The organism is bacterium (assembly GCA_024226335.1).
Lineage (GTDB): Bacteria > Myxococcota_A > UBA9160 > SZUA-336 > SZUA-336 > JAAELY01.
The window spans coordinates 19,519-40,790 of sequence record JAAELY010000318.1 but is presented as its reverse complement, the minus strand read 5'-3'; the positions used below and the strand labels follow the sequence as shown (position 1 = coordinate 40,790).

Here is a 21,272-nt window from a genome sequence, read left to right as displayed (position 1 = left end):
CGGCTCAGGAGATCGAGAGAACGCGACGCTCGAGACTTCGCATTCCCAGATCCCGGGCCGTCCCGAGCGCTCGAGCCGCGAGCGCCTCTGCTTCCAGTCGGTCCCCATCGCGATTCCGGATCATCAGCATTCGCGCACGCTCATTCTGCGCCCACGCCATCCACGGACGGGCCCCCGCGAGGGATTCCATTTCCTCAGCCGCCAGGAAATGCCCGCTTGCGATATTGAAGCGACGCAGAACCGTCGCCAGCACGCCCAGGTAACGCTGAACCGAACCCATGTACAGAACGGCCCCGCTCGTTACGTAGCGATGTGCGTAGGGTGAAAGAATCTCGTACAGAGCCAGGCAGCGGGGTTCGTCGCCCAGCAAAGCACAGGTTTCCGCCAGAAGCGCCATCTCGCACAACCAGCTGATGTTCTTGTAGATACCCGTGAAGTCCCGTGCTGCCAGCCGGTCGACCTCGCCACGAGCCAGTCCCGGCTGATCCAGGTCGCAGTAACCGCGAGCCAGCGCGCAGCGGAACAAGGGAACGGATGTGTGGTGCTCGGCGAGATTGCGCGCAACTTCGACGTATTCCTCCGAGGCCCCCTGAAGTCCTCGCAGTGAGAGCACCTGCATTCCGAAGCCGGTGTTTCCAACCTCGTCCTGCATCCGCCGAGATCGGGCAAGCAACTCATCGACAAAGCCCTCTGCGGCCTCGAATCGGCCCGACATGATGGCCCGCGTCGCTTCGAAGAAGGGAATGAACTCATGAGCCTCGGGCGCGCACATGTCGGAGGTCAAGCTCACCAGTTTGCGGAGTTCCAGATCGAAGGTCTCGAACTCTCCCGTGGAGAACAACGCGATCATGCGTTGCACTCGCGCGTCCAGGTACTCGCGCTTGACGCCGACCTGCTCGCCCAGGCGGACGGCTTCTTCTGCCAGATCGATGCTGTGCTCGATGAGGTCCGGTCCCAGATTGGTGATGAGCGCGACGCTCAGAGTGAACAGAAGCGTCGGTGGATCATCGAGGCGTCGGGCCATCTCGAGCGCCTCTTCGACGAGTTGCGCGACGCGCTGGGGAACGCCAGACCAGTACAGAGATCCGGCCAGGCTCGAGAGTGTCAGTGCGCGTAAGGAACTATCGCCCTCGTCGAGCGCCTCGAGGGCTTCCTCGAGCAAGGAGACGATGCGCTCGTCGACGATCGCTCGCGCCAGCGGCATATACGAATTCGACACCCCGAGCGCGACCCGCGCCAGGCGCTCCGGGTCTTCGAGGCGGCGCGCCAGAACCGACGCGCGTTGAAGCGTATCGCGCGCCGACGATACATCGCGCGAGTGCATCTGGGCATCGCCGAGGTCCAGCAGTAGATCGCATTGCTGGCCCTCATCGACCGATTCGATCCGCTCCGCAAGGTGGAGCGCACTGGAGAGGAAGCGACAGGCTTCTTCGAAGGCGCCACCGTCCGTCGACCAGCGACCGGCAGCAATCGCGTAGTCGAAGGCCTTCTTCTCCCCACCCGATGCGGCCGCCTCTGCGAAGTGGCGGGCGAGTTCGGCGACTCGCCCACCTTCTCCGGGAGAAACCATGCCTTCGATCGCTTCGCCCAGGCGGCAATGGGAAGCTGAGCGTTCGCTCGCAGCCAGATCCGCGTATAGCGTATCGCGCACGATCCCATGGGCGAATTCGAAGCGCCCGGGATCCTCGCGATCGACAATAACGATTCCGGCCCGCTCGGCCTCGTCGAAATACTCGCGCAGCTTCGCCTCATCCATCATCGATGCCCGGGCGAGGGTGGCGGAGTCGAAACGGCAGCCCATGACCGAAGCCTCGATGAGAGCCGTGCGACAGTCTTCAGAAAGGCCGTCGAGTTGGCGCAGGGTTGCCTGACGCATCCCCTCGGGCAATCGCACCTCGTGATCGGGATCGAGCCACGAGTTCTCGGCATCTCCGGCCACGAGCGGAAGCATCTGCTTCAAGAAGAACGGATTGCCGCCCGTATGCCGGTGCAGCACGGCAACCAGGTCTTCGCTCGCCGGCGGTCCCGGCAGTTGCGCGGCAAACGCCCGGACGTCCGCGACAGTCAACCCACCGAGTCGGAACTGCTGTGCGGACCCGCTGCGACTCAACTCAGCCACCATGCGCGCCCGCTCTGCTGAGGTGTTCAGCTCCGCTTCACGGTAACTGCAGATCATCAGGATCCGGGAGTCGAAAATCTCGCGAGATAAGAACTCGAGCAGGCGCAACGAGCCAATATCGGCGCGCTGCAGATCGTCGAGAAGCAGAACCAGAGGTCGTTCCTTTGCGGAGCGCTTCAGGAAGTAGGTGATTGCCTCGAATACGCGAAAGCGCTCCTGGAGAGGCTCGAGGGCAGGCGCTTCGGCGAGATCATCGAGAATCTCGTGAAGGTCGGGAACGACGCGCGTGATCTCGGCGGCGCGGCGCCCCATGAGCAGTCGCGTGGCTCGCCCACCGCGAGAGCGCGCCTCATCGCATACGATTTGCATCCAGGGGTAGAAGGCCGGAGTTCCCTCGACCTCCCAGCATTGCCCGAGGCGGGCGACCGCACCCGCTTCAGAGGCAATGGACGCGACCTCTTGGGCGAGGCGACTCTTGCCGATGCCGTTTTCGCCCAGCAAGAACACCAACCGCCCCCGCCCGGCGAGCGCTGAATCGAGTGCTAGCCCGACTTCCGCCAGTTCGGCACTTCGGCCTACGAACGGATCATCGGGGGCCACAGGGGCTATGGAGACCTCGGAGATCGAAGCGCTCCCGGCAACCGTTCCAGCGCTCGTGCGATCGGTCACTTCGGCTACGAAGCGATAGCCTCGCCCGTACACGGTCTGGATGATCGACTGGCGGGAGGGGTTGTCGTGCACGGCCTTTCGCGCGAGGGAGATGCAGCGCGTGAGGGACCATTCCCCGACGATCCGATCGGGCCAAAGCCGGTCGAGGAGTTCGCGTTTCGAGACCACCCGATCCCGAGCTCGGATCAGATAGGCCAGAACCTCGAAAACCTTGGGTTCCAGCTCGACCGGCTGGCCTTGCCGGCGAAGCTGGTAGCGGCTCTCGTCCAACTCGCAGTCGAGAAACTCGTAGAGAACAGACATCCCATATGTTTGTAGTGGTTCGAACCGTTCAGGTGACGGAAAATTTGCGGCAAAACGCCCGCAAACATCGCGCAGCGCGTCGTCGGAGGTATATTCCCAGCCGATTTTGAACCGGAATCCGCCGGGGTACGAGAACAGGGGGGAAAATGGCAGCGAAAAGACGGAAGAAGACAGTCAAGAAGAAGACCAGCGCGCGAAAGAAGACGGCCTCTCGCAAGAAGAACACTGCGCGAAAGAAGACGGCTTCTCGCAAGAAGACCAGCGCGCGAAAGAAGACGGCTTCTCGCAAGAAGACCAGCGCGCGAAAGAAGACGGCTCCTCGCAAGAAGACCACCGCGCGAAAGAAGACGGCTCCTCCCAAGAAGACCAGCGCGCGAAAGAAGACGGCTCCTCCCAAGAAGGCTGCAGGTGTGCGCAGGCGGGCCGTTCCAACGAGCGGCGTTCAGACGAATCCGATCGCGGCCGCGCTGGCACGGCGACGCCAGACGCTCCTCGGTTCTGGGAACTAGTTAGGAGCGATCAGCTCGCGTAGGGAAACCAACTCTGCGCGAATCTGCGACAGAGCACTCGTGCGCAGACGGATCTGCTGAGGATCCGTTTGCGCGCGCTGCTCTCGTGCGAGTTCGACCAGACGCTTGCGCGCGCCCTCGATCGTGAAGCGCTCGTCGTAGAGCAGATGCTTGATCGTGAGGATGGTCTCTATGTCCTTGCGCCGATACATGCGTTGCTTGGAACGAGACTTCGGCGGAGCCATGGCCGTGAATTCCGTCTCCCAGAAGCGCAGCACATAGGGTTTAATGGCCGTTATCGTCGCGACTTCACCGATCCGGTAGTAAGTCTTCTGCGGAATCTTCTCGAGCTGTCGTCGAATCTCATCAATCATCAGGACAACTCCTCCGGCGAGACCGGGTTTTCGTTGAGGGCCGTCTTGAGCACGAGGCTCGGCTTGAAGGTCAACACTCGTCTGGCCTCGAGCTGAATCTCTTCGCCCGTCTGTGGATTGCGCCCCTTCCGAGCGTTCTTCTCACGGACGACGAAGTTGCCGAAGCCCGAGAACTTCGCCTTCTCACCATTGACGAGCGCTTCCTTGATCACGTCGAAGACTGTCTCGACGAGTTCCGCCGATTCCTTCTTCGAGAAACCGACTCGCTCATAGATCGTCTCGACGATATCGGCTTTGGTCATGGCTCTCTCCTCTCACCCGGCGGTCTAGCGTTGTTCGCCGCCATAACGGTTTGACAGCATCTGAACGACCCTCTCGGTACTTTTGGAAACCTCGGCGTCGGTCAGGGTTCTGTCCGCTCTCTGAAACACCATTCGGAAGGCCAGGCTCACCTTGCCTTCTGGAATACCCTTGCCCTCGTATCGGTCGAACAAACTGACCTCTACCAGGTGGTTCCCACCCGTTTTGCGGATTTCGTCCAGGATTTCGCCCGCTGGCTGATCCGTTCCCACGACGACCGCAATGTCGCGTTGTACCGCGGGATGGGAAGAAACGTCGCGGAAGCGAACTGGACGGACTCCGAGTCCCTCCAGCTCTTTGAGATCGACTTCGAAGATCGCAGCAGGCACGTGGATGTCGTAGTGCGCTGCGACCTTTGGATGGAGTTCTCCCACCCGCGCGTTTGGCGATTTGCCTACGGAGAATTCACCGCTCGCGCCCGGATGCAGGTAGGTCGCACTCGTGCCCGAGTGGAAGCGCGCGCGAAAGCCCAGTTCAGCCAGCAGGCGCTCGACGATCCCCTTCGCTTCGAAGAACACGGACGGAACCTGTGCCGGTTCCCAGAGGCTCGAACGCTGGCCCCGGGTCAGCACGCCCGCGACCGTGTTGCGTTCATTCGGGAGTTCCCGGCCATCTTCGTCGAGGAACAGGCGACCGACCTCGAACAACCGCACTCGATCCACCTGATGAGACAGATTGCGCAAAGTGGCGCGCAGAATTGAGGGCAGGAAAGTCGAGCGCAAGACGCCTTCTTCTTCGCTGATCGGGTTGACCAGCCGCACCACGCGCCGTCGAGGATCGTCTTCGGCCAGCAGGAGCGCGTCGAGATCCCCCGGCTGCATGCCCGGGAAGGAACGCATCTCGAGCATGCCGCTTCCCACGAGGCTGTCGCGAACACGAGCGGAGATCACCGCTTCGCGTGGGCGGGACACGGGCTCGATTTGGGCCATCGGCAGGGTCGTTTCGATCTGGTCGTAGCCGTAGATGCGCGCCACTTCCTCGACGATGTCTGCCGGAATCGCCAGGTCGTTGCGATGGCTAGGGATCGAGCAACACAATCGACCTTCACCGGAGAGAGAGGCTCGAATTTCGAGGCGCGCAAGCAGTGCTGTGATCTCTTCCGTGGAGAGTTTCGTTCCCAGGAGACGGTTTACCCGCTTCGGGTCCAGCTCTACTTCATCGCAATGCTGGAAATCCCCTCCCCTGGCCTCCACGCGCCCCTTCGAAACACTGCCTCCCGCGAGTTCCGCCAGCAGGGTCGCGCAGCGATCCGCGGCACGGGCAATACCCTGGCCATCCACTCCGCGCTCGAAGCGATACGACGCGTCGGTCTGCAACCCCAGTCGGCGCGCCGTGCGGCGTACACGCGCGGGCTGGAAATGCGCCGATTCAATCAGTACATCGCTCGTCGAGTCGCGAACCTCCGTCTCGGATCCGCCCATCACACCCGCGATGGCAATCGCGCGTTCGGCGTCGGCGATCACCAGGTCACTCACCGAAAGTTCGCGCGTCTGATCATCGAGCGTGAGGATCTTCTCACCCTGCTTCGCAGCACGCACACAGATTTTCGAGTCGCGCAGAGTCGAAAGATCGAAAGCGTGCAGCGGTTGCCCGAACTCCAATAGGACCAGATTCGTGACGTCGACCACGATATTGATCGAGCGCAATCCGGCCGCCTCGAGTTTCGCCACGAGCCATTCGGGGGACGGGCCGACTGTAATACCGCGCACCACGCGGCCGACGTAGCAGAAGCAGCCATCGGAGTCTTCGATCTCGATCGAGATGTCTTCCGAGGTAGCGCGGCCGACCTCGGCAACGGCGAAGTCCGGAATGCGCAGTTCACCCCCGTAGTGCGCGCGCACCTCGCGGGCCATTCCCAGCATCGACACCCAGTCGCCGCGATTCGGGGTGATCTCCACATCGAGTACGATATCGCCTGCGGGGACGACTTCCGTGAGAGGCGCCCCAAGGGACGCCTCGTCGGGCAGAACCTTGATGCCTTCGTGGGAATCGCCCAGACCCAGCTCGCGATCCGAACAGATCATGCCGCGCGACACCACACCGCGGATCTTGGTCTTCTTGAGCTTGGTGCCGTCGGGCAACCGGGATCCAGGAGATGCGACCGCGACCTTCTGGCCGCTGGCTACATTGGGTGCACCACACACGATATCGACGGGTTCTCCATCTCCCAGATCGACCTTGCATACAGAAAGACTGTCGGCATCGGGATGCTTGGCGCGTTCCAGGACGTGACCGACCCGCACACCGCTCAGATCCGGACCCGTGCGCTCGATGCCTTCGATTTCCAGGCCACCGACCGTCAAACGCTCGGCGAGCTCTTCCGCCCCAACGGGAAGGTCGATGTACTCCGCGAGCCAGCCGAGAGCAAACTTCATGCGATCTGCTCCAGCACGCGTACATCACCGTCGAACAAACGATGGATGTTGGGAATCCCAAAGCGTTGCATGGCCGTGCGATCCACACCCATGCCAAACGCGAAACCCTGCCAGCGCTCCGAATCAATCCCGCAGTTGCCCAGCACCCGCGGATGAATCATTCCGCAGCCACCCCATTCGAGCCAACCATCCTGCCATGAAAAATCGATCTCGGCGGACGGCTCGGTGAACGGGAAAAAGTGTGCCCGGAAGCGCAGCTTCACGTCCGCACCCATCATGTGACGCGCGAAGGCGAACAGCACTCCCTTCAGGTCGCCGAACGTGACGTTCTCGTCGACGAGAAAGCCTTCGATCTGGTGGAACATGGGGGAGTGCGTGGCGTCGTTGTCGTAGCGGTACACGCGTCCCGGTGCGATGAAACGGAAAGGCGGCTCACGCCCGGCCATCGCGCGGATCTGCACGGGTGAAGTATGCGTGCGCAGCACTGGACCCCCCTCGACGAAGAAGGTGTCCTGTAGATCGCGCGAGGGATGATCTTCGGGGATATTGAGGGCTTCGAAGTTGTTGTACTGCGTCTCGACTTCTGGACCGTCTTCGATCGAGAAGCCCAGGCCGGCAAAGAAATCCGCCATCTCGCGTTCGATGACGGTGAGCGGGTGATAGTGACCCCGAGACGGTGCCGAGCCCGGAAGCGTTACGTCGAGACGATGCTCGGCAAGCACGCGGTTCTGGTTTTCGCTCTCCAGTTCCTGTTGACGCGCTTGAGCCCACTCCTCGATGCGCTCTTTGCTGGCATTGACCGCCTGGCCGAAAGCGCCTCGTTCCGCCGGTTCGATCGATCCGATGCGGCGGAGCATCTCGGAGACCGAACCCTTGCGACCCAGGAAGCCAGCGCGCACCTCGCGCAACGCCTGGGCGTTGGGTGCCCCGGCGATCGCTGCGCGCGCCTGCTTCTCGAGTTCGGCCAGATTCTCGAGTTCGGTCGACATTCCAGAATCCGCCTCAGGCGGCCTTCGACTTCGCGACTTCGACCAGCTCGGTGAACGCCTGCGGCTCCGCGACGGCCAGATCCGCGAGAATCTTCCGATCGACTTCCACACCCGCCAGCTTCAACCCGTGCATGAAACGGCTGTAGGTAAGCCCGTTCGAGCGAGCTGCGGCATTGATGCGGGCAATCCACAGGCGGTGGAACTGTCGCTTTCTCTGGCGTCGATCGCGATAGGCATAGATCAGGCTCTTCTCTACAGCGAGCCTCGCAGGTCGGATCAGCTTGCTGCGCGAGCCGCGAAAACCCGAAGCCAGCTTGAGGATCTTCTTGTGGCGTCGGTGCTTCGTGACACCTCGTTTGATTCTCATTTCAATGTCCCTCTACAGGTAAGGAAGCTGTCGCTTCAAACGCGGCGCATCGACAGCAGCGACGATCGTCGTCCCGCGTAACTGCCGCTTCCGCTTGCTGCTCATCTTGGTCAGGATGTGGCGTTTGAACGCCTGCGAGCGGCGCAGCTTTCCGGTACCGGTCTTCCGGAACCGTTTCGCCACCGCGCGTCGCGTCTTGATCTTAGGCACCTTCGGCCTCCTCGCTCTTCGTCTCTTCGACCTCGAGCGGAGCTTCAGCGTGTTCTGCTGGCGCCCGATCGGATCGTCGTGCTTTCTTGTCGGATTTGTCCTCGGCGGCTTCTTCGCCGCCTTCGGCCCCTCGCTCGGCTTCTTGTTGCTGTTTGAGCTTGTCGATCGCGGCTCGGTCTGGCGCGAAGATCATGCTGAGCATGCGCCCTTCCATCTGAGCCCGGCTCTCCGGTTTTGCGATCTCCGCCAATCTCTCCGTCACGCGAACCAGAAGCTCCCGCCCGATGTTCTGGTGAACGATCTCTCGGCCGCGGAACATCACTGTGGCTTTCACCTTGTCGCCATCCATCAGGAAACGCGTCGCGTTCTTGAGCTTGAAGTCGAGATCATGCTCATCGATCCGCGGTCGGAACTTCACTTCCTTCAACTGGCTCTGGTGTTGGGTCTTCTTCTGTGACGAAGCCTTCTTCTGGAGCTCGTACTTGTACCGCCCGTAGTCCATGATCTTGCAGACCGGCGGTTGTCCATTCGGGGAAATCTCGACAAGGTCCAAGCCGATCCGCCCTGCGATATCGCGGGCGGCATCTGTGGGCATCACACCGAGCTGCTGCCCATCTTCGTTCACGACCCGCACTTCTGGAACGCGGATCGCACGATTGACTCGAATCTTGTCCTTTTCGGGTGCTACTTCTCGCCAACGGCGTCTACGAAATCCCACGCGTTCGAATCTCCTCCTCTATCTTGCTTCTGAACTCATCGACCGGAAAACTTTCCTGGCCTTTCTTGTGTCGACGGCGAACCGTCACACTTCCGTCATCTGACTCGCGATCTCCGACGACAAGGATATACGGAATCTTCTGTGTCTCCGAGCCGCGTACGCGATAATTCAACGTCTCATTGCGCGCATCGAGCTGCGCTTGCACGCCTGCATCCTGGAGCGTGCGAGTCACCTTCTGTGCATAGTCTGTGTGCTTGTCCGATACCGGCAGGACCGTAACCTGCACAGGCGCAAGCCAGAGTGGCAGATCGCCACCGGTGTGCTCCAGATAGACCGCGATGAAGCGTTCCAACGAACCCAGGATGGCGCGATGCACCATCTTTGGCTCGTGCTCCTTGCCATCGGCGCCCACGTACTTGAGCTCGAAGCGCGAAGGCATCGCCATGTCGATCTGCACCGTGGCCAACTGCCAGGAGCGCTTGAGCGCATCGCGGAAATTGAACTCGATCTTCGGAGCGTAGAACGCTCCCTCGCCGGGATTGATGCCGCACTCGTAGCCGGCGCGCTCGACCGCATCGACGAGCATCTTCTGGACGCTTTCCCATTCGTCGGGATCCCCGATGAACTTCTCGGGCCGGGTCGCCACGGCGATCTCGACTCCACTCAAACCAAGATCGCGGTAGATCTCCGCGGTCATCTCCATATGCCGATCGATCTCGTCGCGCAATTGATCGGGGGCGCAGTAGATGTGTCCATCGTCCTGGGCAAACGTGCGCACTCGCGTCAGACCGTGGAGAGTCCCAGAGCGCTCGTTGCGGTGCAGCCGGGAAAACTCGGCGAGGCGCAGTGGAAGCTCGCGATAGGAACGCGGTCGTGCGCGGAAGATCAGGCAATGTCCCGGACAGTTCATCGGCTTGAGACCGACTTCCTCACCTTCGTCGGCTCCCGGCATCAGGAACATGTCCTCGCCAAAGTTCTCGTAGTGACCGGAAACCTTGAAGAGTTCTGCGGAAAACAGCTGCGGCGCCATCACCTCGTCGAATCCGTACTTCCGATAGAGCCCGCGCACGTATTCGACCAGGTTGTTGTAGAGCCGGAGGCCCTTGGGCAGGAAGAAGGGTGAACCCGGTGCCCATTCGTGGATCAGGAAGAGGTCGAGTTCCTGTCCGAGGCGCCGGTGATCACGTTTGCGCGCCTCTTCCTGCAGACGCTCGTGCGCCTTCAGTTCCTTCTTGTCCTTGAAGGCGATGCCGTAGACGCGCTGGAGCATCTGCTTGGATTCATCGCCACGCCAGTAGGCCCCCGCGAGCTCGGTCAACTTGAATGCGCCGATCTGGCCCGTGCGCTGGACGTGGGGTCCGCGACACAGATCGGCGAAGGAGCCGTTTCGGAATACCGTGATCGTCTGATCGTCGGGAATATCGTCGATACGCGAGACCTTGAGATGCTCGCCCATCGATTCGAATAACTGCTTGGCCTGCTCGCGCTCGATCTCGTCGCGCTCGAACGGCAGGTCTTCTTCGATGATGCGGTTCATCTCCGCTTCGATGCGCGGGAGGTCATCGGGACCGATGCGTGTGGGAATATCGAAGTCGTACTGGAACTTCTCGCTGTGGTCGCTGCGACCTACATCGATCTGAGTTTCCGGCCAGAGTCGCTTGACCGCATCCGCCATCACGTGCTCGGCCGAGTGTCGAATCACTTCGCCACCATCGGGGTCGCGCGCGGTGATCACGCGGAATGCACCACCGCGCCGAAGCGGCGCGCGCAGATCGCAGTATTCACCTTCGAGTTGTGATGCAAGCGCGGCCTTACCAAGACCGGGACCGATCTTCTGCGCAACCTCGAGCGAGCTGGTGCCGTTCGGAACCGTTACGACGGTGCCGTCGGGAAGCGTCAAATCAATTTCTTGCGCACTCATCTGCTCACGCAGAACGAGACCGAGCCAGTTCGGCAGTCTCGCCCCCACAGCAACGCTCGCACGGACCGGCGGCTTCGCCCTTCAAACAAGGGAGTCGTCCGGACTAAATACAGACCTGGATGTAAAGGTGTGAAAGGAGATCAGATCAACCTCGAAGCGTTCCCCTAAACCGGCGAATTCAATACCAATTTCGGGTTTCGGTGTCAATTTGATCGGGCCGAGCAAGATGACTCTGGGGCTGCGCGGCGCGCAGCGCCCCGACCGGACCCGCCACTATTGAACTCCAGAGGGATCCTGGGGCATCGCTGGCGCGCTCACAGGCTCTACTCGAAGCTCGACCCGGCCGGCCTCCACCAGCACCGGCTCGAGCCGGAATCCCGAGAATTCCAGGGCCGCCAGGCGGTCCTGGAGGGCCCCAGGAGACAGCGCTCCCTCGACCCGCAGAAACGCGGTTCCGGGGCTCATTTCCATCAGAGCGGCTCGATCGGCGCCCAAATCGCGCTTCAGGGCCCCTCGGACGGCCGTCACCTGCAGGAGATTCGAAACTCCGAACAGACGCACCTCGACCGCCCCGCTCTCTTCCGCAAGGGCCTGCCAGTTGCGATCGAGCTGCAAGATCACGTTGTCGACCAGCTGCTCGCGCACCGCTCCGACGCCCCGGGCAAAGGCTTCCTCGCTGTGATCGTGGTAGCCGGCGCCCTCGAAGCGGGCCAATGCCAGCTCGGTGCCATCCCCGACCCGGACGGCCCTGACCCGAACCTCGGCCACTCCGCCCTTGACCCGGCTGCCCGTGTCTTTCGGCCGCCAGCTGAGGGCGACGTCGAGCGCGACATCTGCTCCCAGATCGCGGCCCAGCGCGAGTGCGCTCTCGGGCTGGATCTCGCGATTGGCCCGAAGAGCCGGCTCGACCACGACCAGCCCCTGTTGCGACAGGCGGTCCTGCAGGAAGCGTTCGAGCGAGACCAGCGGCGCGGGGCGCGGGTCGCCGGAAATGCCCCGGTCCAGGCGGAGGAACAAGACCACCGAGGGTTTCTCGCGCGGGGATTCCAACAGTCCCAGAGTCTCCAGGTACGCGCGCAGCTGACCCGCGTCGACCGTCGCGCGCACCGGTAAGACAACCTGCTCGGAATCATCTTCGAGCGACATCTCCTGCCGGAGTGCACCGGCGACGCGATAGCTCAACACGAATTCCGGAGCGCGCGGGCGCAGGAGCTCGCGCAAGTCGCCCCCATGCTCTCCCGCTTCGGGGGGTAGAAAGCGCAGGCCCACCAGGAAAACCGCTTCGACCATGGCTTCGGCGAAGGCGCGGTCGCGCGGCGAGCCACCGCGTTCGACCTCTGCGGGCACGATTCCATCGACTTCGATCGTCACTGGCTCAAGGGCGTGTGCGACGGGGCTCGCAACCCAAGCAAGTCCGACCAGGAAACAGATCCGCCCGAGGCGCGTCAGGAAACGAGACATGCCACCACCCCCTCCCCAAACAGACTCTCCACGCGGGTCACGAGTTCATCGCTGACCGATACCCGGTGCCGCTTCAGGTCCAGAATGGCCTCCGCGCCATTGGGAAGTTTGAGCTCCACGCCAACGGGTACGGGTCCGGGCACGAGATCGAGCAGGCTGCGCAGTTTCGCGAGCCGCTCGGGAGTCGCGCCCTCACCCGGAATTCGCAACTCGAGGCGCGTGGTGCAGCGGCTCCAGGCTTCCTCCAGCGGAATCACCTCGTCCACGTGAAGCTCCGGTCGTTCCGATTCGCTGGCGAGGTTGCCCTTGAGAAACAGGCGCGCCTCGGCCCTCAGAAGCGGTGCGAATTTCTCGTAGGTCTTCGGAAAGAACACGGCGCCGAGAGTACCGCTCATGTTCTCGAGTTGCGCGCGGGCCATGAGGTCGCCTTTACGAGTCTTCTGTGTCTTGAATCCGACCAGAATTCCACCGAGCCAGGCATCCTTGCGCGCGCCGGGATCGGTAGGCGAACCGTCGAGCGGGAAGCGCGAAAAGAGGTCGAGAACCCGGCCGTGGTCCGCGAGTGGATGTCCGGTGATATAGAAGCCGAGCATTTCCTTTTCACCGTCCAGGCGCTGCGCTGCGGGCCACTCGGTGACTTCGGGCAGCTTGGGAACCGCGCCCGCCTCTGCATCGCCAAAAAGGTTGCCCTGGCCGAGCAGGCGATCGCGCTGGGTGCGCTGGCCTCGCTCGATCGCACCCGAGAGCGCCTCCCAGAGCGATGCTCGCGTCGCCTTGGTGAAGTCGAAAGCTCCGCAGCGAATCAGGCTCTCGATCACGCGCTTGTTCGTACTCTTGGTGTCGATGCGCTCGCAGAAATCGAACAGGGTTTGAAACGGACCCTCTGCACTGCGAGCCGAGACGATCGCCTCGACCGCCCCATCGCCGACGTTCTTGATGCCCGCCAGGCCGAAACGGACCGCGCGACCCTCGTCGGTCACACTGAACTCGGCACGACTCTCGTTGACACACGGCGCCTTCATCTCGATGTCCCGGCGCGCGGCGTCTTTCATGTAACGATCGAGCTTGTCTCCGTCCTTCCACTCACAGGTCATGCAGGCCGCATAGAACTCGGCGGGATAGTGCGCCTTCAGGTACGCAGTCTGATGAGTGATCAACGCGTAGGCCGCAGAGTGAGCCTTGCCGAAGCCGTAACCCGCGAACTGGAAGATCAGATCGAACAACTGTGCCGCCTGCCTTTGCGGATGGCCGTTGGCGACGGATCCTTCGACGAAGCGCACGCGCTGCGCCTCCATCTCGGATTCGATCTTCTTGCCCATGGCGCGGCGCAGCAGATCACCCTCGCCGAGCGAATAGCCGGCGACCTTGTTGGCGATCTGCAGAACCTGATCCTGATACAGAATCACGCCATAGGTTTCGGACAAGACCTCTTCGAGAGCCGGAATCAGATAGCTGACCGGCTTGCGGCCGTGGCGACGTTCGATGAAGTCGTCGACCATGCCCGACTTCAAGGGACCCGGGCGGTACAGCGCGACCAGGGGGATCACATCCCTGAAATGGCGCGGCTGGGCGCGCGCCACCACGTCGGTCATTCCGGTCGATTGCCCCACCTGAAACACGCCATCGGTATCGGCGGCGCAGAGCAGATCGTAGGTCAGGGTATCGGCGAGATCGGTGGTCTCGATGCAGAAGTCCGGGTCGTGGTGTGTGCGTATGCGATCGACGGTGTCCTGGATGATCGTGAGCGTGCGCAGCCCCAGAAGGTCGAACTTGATGAGCCCCACCTTCTCGGCGTTGCGGTAGTCGAACTGGACGACGACTTCTTTCGACTTGGGATCGCGATACAACGGCGCGGTATCGAGTAACGGCTTCGAAGAGATCACGATCCCCGCCGCGTGGCGCCCCGGATTGCGAATCTGCCCCTCCAAGGAGCGGGCGAGATTGAACATCTCGGTCAATTGCGGACTGGACTCGATCTTCTTGCGCAGTTCTTTCGACTCTTCCAGAGCTTCGTCGAGTCCGATTCCGAGTGTGTCGGGAATCAGCTTGGCCACGGGATCGACGTCGGCGAACGGCATGCCCAGCACCCGTCCGCAGTCGCGAATCGCCGCCTTGGCCTGCATCGTTCCGAAGGTGACGATGCCCGCGACCTTCCGACCGTCTTCGCCTTCGCCGTTGTACCGGTCTTCGACGTAGCGGATCACCTCGGCGCGCCGGTTCATGCAGAAGTCGATGTCGATGTCGGGCATCGACATGCGCTCGGGGTTCAGAAAGCGCTCGAACGGGATCCGATACCCGACCGGGTCGATGTCCACGATACTCAGCGCATACGCGACCAGAGAACCCGCCGCCGAACCGCGGCCGGGACCGACCGGAATCCCGCGTTCGCGCGCGAAACGGATCATGTCCCAGACGATCAGGAAGTAGCCCGGGTACCCCTTCTGATTGATCACATCGAGTTCGTAGTCGATGCGGGTTCGATACTCTTCGTGCTCGCCGCTCAAGGGTTGATCGGGTTCGAGGTTCAGCCGGGACTTCATGCCCCGCTCCACCATCTGGCGCAGATGGCTCTCGGTGGTCTGCCCCGCCGGTACGTCGAAGTCGGGCAGATAGTTCTGCCCCGTCTCGAGTTCGAAATTGCAGCGCTCGGCGATCTCGATGGAATTGGTCACCGCCTCGGGCACGTCGTGGAAGACCTCGAGCATCTCGTCAGCATCCTTGACGTAGAAGCCCTGGCCGTCGAAACGGAAGCGATCGGGATCGTCGAGCAGCTTGCCGGTCTGAACACAGAGCAGCGCTTCGTGCGAGTGCGCATCGTTGCAGGCCAGGTAATGACAATCATTGGTGGCCAGAAGAGGCAGTTTCAGATCGCGGTGCATGGCGAGCAGTTCGGCGTTGACCTTTTCCTGTAACGGAATTCCGTGGCGCTGGAACTCGAGATAGAAACGGTCCTTGAACAGGCGCGAGTAGGTCTCGACCAGTTCCCAGGCCCGATCCATGTTCCCGTTGTTGATCGCCGACGGGATCGCTCCCGAGAGGCAGCCCGAAGTGGCAATCAGACCCTCGGAGTGCTTCTGCAGAAGCTCCATGTCGATCCTTGGCTTGTAATAGAACCCTTCGAGGAATCCCTTCGAAACCAGTCGGATCAGATTTCCGTAACCGGTGGCGTTCATCGCCAGCAGGATCATGTGGTTGATCCCGTTGAAACCGCCCGTCGAGGCGTCCTTCTCGAAGCGCGAACCCTGAGCCACGTAGACTTCGCAGCCGATGATCGGCTTGATGCCGTGCTTCACGCAGGTCTCGTGAAACTCCACGGCGCCGAACATATTTCCGTGGTCGGTCATGGCCACGGCGGGCATTCCGAGCGCAGAACAGCGCTCGACCAGCTTCTCGATCCCGATCGCACCGTCCAGAATCGAGTACTGCGTATGCAGATGCAGGTGCGCAAAGCGCGAAGCGTTGCCCAATTCTCACCCCCGTCACCCCAAGTCTAGCGTGAGGATCCCGCGCCTGCGCGGGGGGATGGTCCCGGAGAGCCTCGAACGCCCGGATCGCGCACTCAGAAGCCCCGATCCTCACCCCGGAAGGCCGAAGACCCCGCAAAAAGAGAGAGACCCAAGCCACGCGACCCCCGGTCCGGCGTGACGTTTCCCGGAGTGAGCGTCAAGAGCGAAGCAACCTACCCCACAGTGACTCATCCATCGCCAGACCAGCGAAGCGAACGAAGGGATTGTCACGCCGGCCCCGGGGAGTTCGAAGCTCTCAGATCCCGCCCTACTCCCACTCGATCGTCGCCGGGGGTTTCGAAGAAATGTCGTAGACGACGCGATTGATCCCCGAGACCTCGTTGATGATGCGAGTCGAGATCTTGGACAGGACCTCGTGGGGAATCTCCGCCCAGTCCGCCGTCATTGCGTCATTCGAGCCGACGCAGCGCACGGCAATCACGTACTCGTAGGTTCGACCGTCTCCCATCACGCCGACGGAGCGCACCGGCAAGAAGACCGCAAAGGCCTGCCAGAGCTGGTCGTACAGGCCCGCCGCGCGAATCTCTTCCACGACGATCGTGTCGGCTCCGCGCAACATTTCGAGGCGTTCGGGCGTGACCTCTCCGACGATGCGGATCGCGAGTCCCGGACCCGGAAATGGATGACGCCGCGTCATCTCGGCGGAGATGCCGAGCTTTTTGGCCACTTCGCGCGCCTCGTCCTTGAACAACTCGCGCAGGGGTTCGACCACTTCCAGGTGCATTCGCTCGGGCAGCCCGCCCACGTTGTGATGGGACTTGATCGTGGCCGAAGGTCCCCAGACCGAAATCGACTCGATCACGTCGGGGTACAGGGTCCCCTGCGCCAGGAAGCGAGCGTCGCTCACCTGTTTGGCCGCCCGCTCGAAGACTTCGATGAATGTGTGGCCAATCGAGATGCGCTTGCGTTCGGGATCCTCGACACCGCGCAGGCGATCGAGGAAGAGCTTGGACTCGTGACAGACTTCTAGCGGAATCTGCAGATCGTCGCGGAACATGCGGACGACCTCTTCGACTTCGCCCGCCCGCAATAGCCCGTTGTCGACAAAGAAGCAGTGCAGACGGTCGCCGATCGCTCGCTTGAGCAGCGCGGCCACCACCGTCGAGTCGACCCCGCCCGAAGCCCCGCAGATCACGTGACCGTCCCCGATGCGCTCGCGCAACGCCTGGGTCTCGGTCTCGATGAACTCGTCCATCGTCCAGTTGCCCGAAAGTCCGACGACCTGCTCGAGGAAGTTCCCGAGCATCCGCGTACCGTGCTCGGTATGCATCACCTCGGGGTGGAACTGTACGCCGTACCAGCGTCGGCCGAGGTCGCGCACCGCGGCAAACGGGCTGTTCTCCGAAGTACCCAGGACTTCGAAGCTATCCGGAATGCGCATGACGCGGTCGCCGTGACTCATCCAGACCGAGTTCGAACGGGGAACTCCGGCCATCAGCGGATCGTCATCGATCTGTAGATCGAGCTGGGCGCGACCGTACTCGGCTTCGTCCGCTGGCTGCACGAGGCCGCCGGCGTGTTGCACGAGCAGATGCATGCCGTAGCAGATGCCGAGCACCGGAATGCCCAGATCCAGGATGTCCTCGTTGACGGTCGGGGCGTCGGGATGGTGCACGCTGGCCGGTCCACCCGACAGCACGAGCGCCTGCGGTTTCGCCTGCACGATGCGCTCGGTCTCGACCCAGGGAGGCACGATCTCGCAGTAGACGTGGTGTTCGCGAATGCGGCGCGCGATCAGCTGCGTGTACTGTCCACCGTAGTCGACGATGACGACTCGGTCCGACTCCGGCCTGGGTGCCGTCAACTACTTCTCGAGCCAGTAGTTGGGAGGCTCCTCGGTGATGATCACATCGTGCGGGTGCGACTCGCGCAGGCCCGCAGCGGTGATCTTCACGAAGTGGCTCTTGGTTCGCAGTTCTTCGAGATTGGCCGCACCCACCAGGCCCATGCCCGAGCGCACGCCACCGAGTAGCTGATACAACGAGTTGCCTAGCAGACCCCGGTGCGGCACGCGCGCCTCGACTCCTTCTGGCACCAGCTTCGCTGCATTGTCCACGTCTTCCTGGAAGTAGCGATCGCGACTGCCCTGGCGCATCGCAGAGAGCGATCCCATCGCGCGGTAGACCTTGTAGGAACGGCCCTGGTGCAGAACCACATCGCCCGGACTCTCATCCGTCCCGGCAAACAGCGAGCCGATCATGACCGTATCGGCGCCCGCTGCCAGTGCTTTGGTGATGTCTCCGGAATACTTGATTCCACCGTCGGAAATCAGGGGAATGCCGTGACGCTGGCAGACTTCCGCTGCTTCCAGCACTGCGCTGAGCTGCGGTACTCCCACACCGGCGACGATCCGCGTGGTGCAGATCGAGCCGGGCCCCACACCGCAGCGAACCGCGGAAACATGCGATTTGACCAGCGCCTCCGCGCCCTCTGCGGTCGCGACATTGCCTCCGATGATCTCGATATCGGGGAACTCGACGTGCAGTTCTTCGATCGCGCGCAATACCGCTTCGGCGTGTCCATGCGAGCTATCGACCAGCAAGACGTCGGAGCCTGCTGCGATCAGCGACTCGGCGCGCTCCAGGCGATCCGCGGCGACGCCGACCGCCGAGCCGACCAGCAGGCGCCCCAGACCGTCCTTGCTGGCGTTGGGATACTGTTGGGCCTTCTCGATGTCCTTGATCGTGATCAGGCCGCGCAAATTATTGTGATCGTCGACAACCAGGAGCTTCTCGATGCGGTTCTCGTGCAGAAGATCCATGGCGCGTTCGCGCGTCACGCCGACCTTGACGGTGATCAGGCCTTCACTGGTCATGATCGTCGACACCGGACGGTCGAGGTTCTTGACGAAACGCAGGTCGCGATTGGTCACGATGCCGGCGAGCTTTCCATCCCGCACGACCGGCAACCCGGAAATGCGGTGGTGCTGCATGACGTCGAGTGCGTCCTGAATCGTCTGCTCGGGCTCGAGCGTGATCGGATCGACGATCAAGCCGGATTCGGAACGCTTGACCTTTTCGACCTCGGACGCCTGCTGCTCGATCGACAGGTTCTTGTGGATGAACCCGATGCCACCTTCCTGCGCCATGCAGATCGCCGTGCGGTGCTCGGTGACGGTGTCCATGGGCGACGAAACCAGCGGCATGGTCAGTCGAATGCTCGGGGTGATCCTCGAAGTCAGATCCACATCGTTGGGATGGACCGAAGATGCACCAGGCACAAGAAGGACGTCATCGAATGTGAGCCCGTCTTTGATTCGGGCTTGCTCCAACACGCCCCTCCCGGTTCAGAAGTGGCAGCGCAAGATAGGCGTGAAGCACCTACTCGTCAAGGTGGCGTGCGATGGATTCCTCGACGCTGAAGCCGGCGCCAGGGCTGGCTCGGCTGGAGTCCTCAGTCGGACGTGGCCGCCTTGTCTCTCCGATCGGCCAGTACGGTTCGAACATGGCCCGAGAGCGAGCGCAGGACGCCTTCAAGAAGGGCGAGAGCCGCGCTCGGAAAATCAGCTCGCAGGCGCAGGTAGCTCTCTCTGCTGAGAGAGCCGATCCGACACGGCTGCTGCGCGACGGCATCACATTCGCGGCGACTGATCTGTACCAGACTCACGGCCCCCAGTACCTCACCCGCCACGAGATGGCCCAGGACCCGCCTTTCCGACTCGATGCGCAAGACTCCGTCGATCAGGAAGAACATCTCGTCGGCCGCCTGGCCCGACTGGAACAGCAACGAACCCTCGTCCAGTTCGCGCTCTTCGACGAATTCCGCGAGTTCCTCCCGGTCGTCGGCGCTCAACTCGCGGAGCAGATCGAAGACATCGAGGGCTTTTTTCACGGCACCAACCGGGCAAACGCATTGCGCAGGGCGCTGCGCCGCTCTCTGGGCGAGGTCGTGGGAAATACAAAGAAGCTGCCGCCGTCGAGATGCTCGAGTTGCTGGCGCGCGGTCTCGGAGAGTGCGGCCCCGGGCGGATCCGAAATCAGGAGATGTACGACCGCACCCGGCTGACGCCGGGTCAGAGCGGAGAACACCGCCTCGGTTTCTTCGAGGGCGGCGCCGAAGGCACCGGCCGGTAGCACGATCGCCCCGAGCATCGAGTAGGCGGCGACGTCCCAGAGCGGTGCGTAGACCGGCTCGGCGGGAATCGAGATGAAGCGCAGACTCAGCCCGTCTTCGAGCAGCATGTGTCCCAGCGGACCCAGGCGGCCAAAGCGCTCCGGGTCCCGCTTCAGACGCGCCTCGACCTGAAAGTTCGAGTGTTGCTCGAGGGCTTCGATAAAGCTGAGCACCAGCGCCCGATCTCCACTGGCCACAGGCACCTTCAGGATCGAGCCGCCGCGGGGTCGTTGGGCCGCGGCCCATTCCTTCATGCGCCGGATCTGGGCATCGGTGAAGAGCGAGGGCAGGCTCGGATCGTAGGTTCCGTCGAGCGAACTCCCCGTGTCGACGGCGAGCCGGCCCTGAGCCAGCAGGTCGGCCAGCACTCGCATGACCTGGTAGTCGGGAAATCCGCAGTGGTCGACGACCTGATCCACGCGATGGTACGCCTCAACCGCGTCGATCACTTCGCGCGTCAGGGGGTGACTCACCGAGGGGATCTCCGTCCGCAGTACGGCCAGACGAAGGCGCGTATCGGGCCCGGGCATGTCGCGCTGCAGCTTGTCCCACTCGTCTTTTTGCCGCATGCCCTCCATCAGCAGGACGCGCGTCGGCTTGTCGATTCGATCGGAGTCAGAGACGTCACCGGGCAGGAATTCGAAGCGACCTTCGGTCCAGGCCAACAAGCGGTACAGGGCCTTCTCACCCACGACGCCGCTGCCATCGGCCAGCGGGATCACGGCATCGGCGACCTGCCCCTTGTGCACGACGATGTGGGCGGCGACCGGCATGTTCGGACGTACGATTCGCAGGGTTCCACTGTTCGAGTTCATCTGGAAGATCTGCAGCAGATCGACGACGCCGATCTGCGAGAGCTTGCCCTCGATCTCGGTGTGGGTGCGCATCTCGCCGAAGCGCTGAGTGCGCTCGAGCACGGCGGAAATGTGATCGAGCACGTCTTCGGGATGCCAGGGGCTGACGACCGTGGCGTCGCGCGAATCCATCGTCATGGGCGCGTCGAGTTCGTCGTTGACCAGGAAGATAAAGCTGGTCGCGCGTGTGCGCGGATTGCCGCGCAGAATCTGCGACAGCCGGTAACCGTCGATCACGGACAGGTCGATCGGGCAGATGACGATATCGGGAATCCTCTCGAGCGCGATCTCGAGCGCCGCCGCCCCGTGAGTGGCCCGTTCGACCAGGTGTCCGCGGGCGATACACGCATCGGCGATGCCCTTGAAACGAATCGGATCGTGATCGGCTATCAGTGCACGCACG

At 62.4% G+C, this 21,272-nt stretch carries 16 protein-coding genes; 1 reads left to right on the top strand and 15 read right to left on the bottom strand.

Annotated elements, in window-relative coordinates; all coding sequences use genetic code 11:
* Positions 1–4 precede the first annotated feature (4 nt).
* Positions 5–3,091: an AAA family ATPase gene (locus GY725_16795; GenBank protein ID MCP4005851.1), complete on the bottom strand. Its 3,087-nt coding sequence runs from the start codon at positions 3,089–3,091 to the stop codon at positions 5–7.
* 146 nt (positions 3,092–3,237) lie between these two features.
* On the opposite strand from GY725_16795, the gene GY725_16790 reads away from it, so the two are divergent.
* Positions 3,238–3,600 carry a histone gene (locus GY725_16790; GenBank protein ID MCP4005850.1) on the top strand — a complete coding sequence of 121 codons (363 nt, stop codon included), beginning with the start codon at positions 3,238–3,240 and terminating at the stop codon, positions 3,598–3,600.
* On the opposite strand, the gene GY725_16785 is transcribed toward GY725_16790, so the two are convergent.
* The 14 genes from GY725_16785 to GY725_16720 form a co-directional block, all read right to left on the bottom strand.
* Positions 3,597–3,974 (bottom strand): MerR family transcriptional regulator, encoded by a 378-nt coding sequence (locus GY725_16785; protein MCP4005849.1) that lies wholly within the window; start codon positions 3,972–3,974, stop codon positions 3,597–3,599. The two genes, GY725_16790 and GY725_16785, sit on opposite strands and share 4 nt — an antisense overlap.
* Positions 3,974–4,276 carry an integration host factor subunit alpha gene (locus GY725_16780; protein ID MCP4005848.1) on the bottom strand — a complete coding sequence of 101 codons (303 nt, stop codon included), beginning with the start codon at positions 4,274–4,276 and terminating at the stop codon, positions 3,974–3,976. The genes GY725_16785 and GY725_16780 overlap by 1 nt, the downstream gene beginning before the upstream one ends.
* A gap of 24 nt (positions 4,277–4,300) precedes the next feature.
* Entirely contained in the window at positions 4,301–6,709 is a 2,409-nt protein-coding gene (locus GY725_16775) for a phenylalanine--tRNA ligase subunit beta (GenBank protein ID MCP4005847.1), read from the bottom strand.
* Positions 6,706–7,698: a phenylalanine--tRNA ligase subunit alpha gene (pheS, locus tag GY725_16770; protein MCP4005846.1), complete on the bottom strand. Its 993-nt coding sequence runs from the start codon at positions 7,696–7,698 to the stop codon at positions 6,706–6,708. The genes GY725_16775 and pheS overlap by 4 nt, the downstream gene beginning before the upstream one ends.
* A gap of 13 nt (positions 7,699–7,711) precedes the next feature.
* Positions 7,712–8,065, bottom strand: coding sequence for a 50S ribosomal protein L20 (rplT, locus tag GY725_16765; protein MCP4005845.1), 354 nt, complete (start codon positions 8,063–8,065; stop codon positions 7,712–7,714).
* A gap of 12 nt (positions 8,066–8,077) precedes the next feature.
* Positions 8,078–8,275, bottom strand: a complete 198-nt coding sequence (gene rpmI / locus GY725_16760) for a 50S ribosomal protein L35 (protein ID MCP4005844.1) — start codon at positions 8,273–8,275, stop codon at positions 8,078–8,080.
* Positions 8,268–8,993 carry a translation initiation factor IF-3 gene (locus GY725_16755; protein ID MCP4005843.1) on the bottom strand — a complete coding sequence of 242 codons (726 nt, stop codon included), beginning with the start codon at positions 8,991–8,993 and terminating at the stop codon, positions 8,268–8,270. The genes rpmI and GY725_16755 overlap by 8 nt, the downstream gene beginning before the upstream one ends.
* Positions 8,980–10,914, bottom strand: a complete 1,935-nt coding sequence (gene thrS, locus GY725_16750) for a threonine--tRNA ligase (GenBank protein MCP4005842.1) — start codon at positions 10,912–10,914, stop codon at positions 8,980–8,982. The genes GY725_16755 and thrS overlap by 14 nt, the downstream gene beginning before the upstream one ends.
* 273 nt (positions 10,915–11,187) lie before the next feature.
* Entirely contained in the window at positions 11,188–12,375 is a 1,188-nt protein-coding gene (locus tag GY725_16745) for a hypothetical protein (protein MCP4005841.1), read from the bottom strand.
* Positions 12,360–15,842 (bottom strand): DNA polymerase III subunit alpha, encoded by a 3,483-nt coding sequence (dnaE, locus tag GY725_16740; GenBank protein MCP4005840.1) that lies wholly within the window; start codon positions 15,840–15,842, stop codon positions 12,360–12,362. The genes GY725_16745 and dnaE overlap by 16 nt, the downstream gene beginning before the upstream one ends.
* Positions 15,843–16,149: 307 nt before the next feature.
* On the bottom strand, positions 16,150–17,706 hold the full coding sequence (gene guaA / locus GY725_16735) for a glutamine-hydrolyzing GMP synthase (GenBank protein MCP4005839.1): 1,557 nt from the start codon (positions 17,704–17,706) through the stop codon (positions 16,150–16,152).
* Positions 17,707–19,176, bottom strand: a complete 1,470-nt coding sequence (guaB, locus tag GY725_16730) for an IMP dehydrogenase (protein ID MCP4005838.1) — start codon at positions 19,174–19,176, stop codon at positions 17,707–17,709.
* Positions 19,177–19,295: 119 nt separating this feature from the next.
* A complete protein-coding gene (locus GY725_16725) occupies positions 19,296–19,733 on the bottom strand; it encodes a cyclic nucleotide-binding domain-containing protein (GenBank protein MCP4005837.1) in 438 nt (145 codons plus the stop codon).
* Entirely contained in the window at positions 19,730–21,271 is a 1,542-nt protein-coding gene (locus GY725_16720) for a DUF4388 domain-containing protein (protein MCP4005836.1), read from the bottom strand. The genes GY725_16725 and GY725_16720 overlap by 4 nt, the downstream gene beginning before the upstream one ends.
* Position 21,272: the final 1 nt, after the last annotated feature.